This window comes from Curtobacterium flaccumfaciens (assembly GCF_051548005.1).
In the GTDB taxonomy this organism is placed as follows: domain Bacteria; phylum Actinomycetota; class Actinomycetes; order Actinomycetales; family Microbacteriaceae; genus Curtobacterium.
Map to the genome: position 1 here is coordinate 1 of NZ_JBPUGH010000272.1, position 534 is coordinate 534.

1 protein-coding gene is annotated in these 534 nt (G+C 70.0%); it reads right to left on the reverse strand.

From position 1 onward, the window contains the following. The coding region (locus tag ACSW7Y_RS17250) for a hypothetical protein (RefSeq protein ID WP_438127448.1) at window positions 1-419 on the reverse strand (419 nt) is incomplete at its 3' end. Window positions 420-534 lie beyond the last annotated feature (115 nt).

The following is a 534-nucleotide window of genomic DNA, read 5'->3' on the forward strand; positions in this document are numbered from 1 at the left end:
ACGTGCACGTTCCCGATGACGAACGGGTGCGGGTCGCCGTGCTCGACGGCCCACTGCACACACGTCGTCTCGATGGGGATCAGCAGCCACACGAGGACGGTCGTGCCGACGACCCCGGCGAGCGCGAGTCCCATGACGGTGTGCTCGTCGAATCGGGCGGCACCGCGGCGGGCGATCGCCACGACGAACCCGACGACCGCGAACGCGATGGTGAGGAGTGTCCACCCGACCCACGGACTCGACGTCACCGACCAGGACACCCCGGCGTGGGAGAACCCCGTGGACCACGTGGAGCCGAAGACCTGCACCACGAGCGCGAGCACGACGATGAGGACCATCCACCGTGCGTCCTTCGTGAGCTGCGACGGCTCCGGGCGTGCCCGGAGCACCGGCGCCGTCAGCGTTCGTTCATCCCCCATGCGGCGACCGTAGCACCCGGCGCGCGGTCTGGCGGAGGTGATCCGCGCCTCCGGTCCGGGTGGTGGCGACCAGAACGCGGTAGCGACTGATCACCGTGACCGCACCACGGTGATC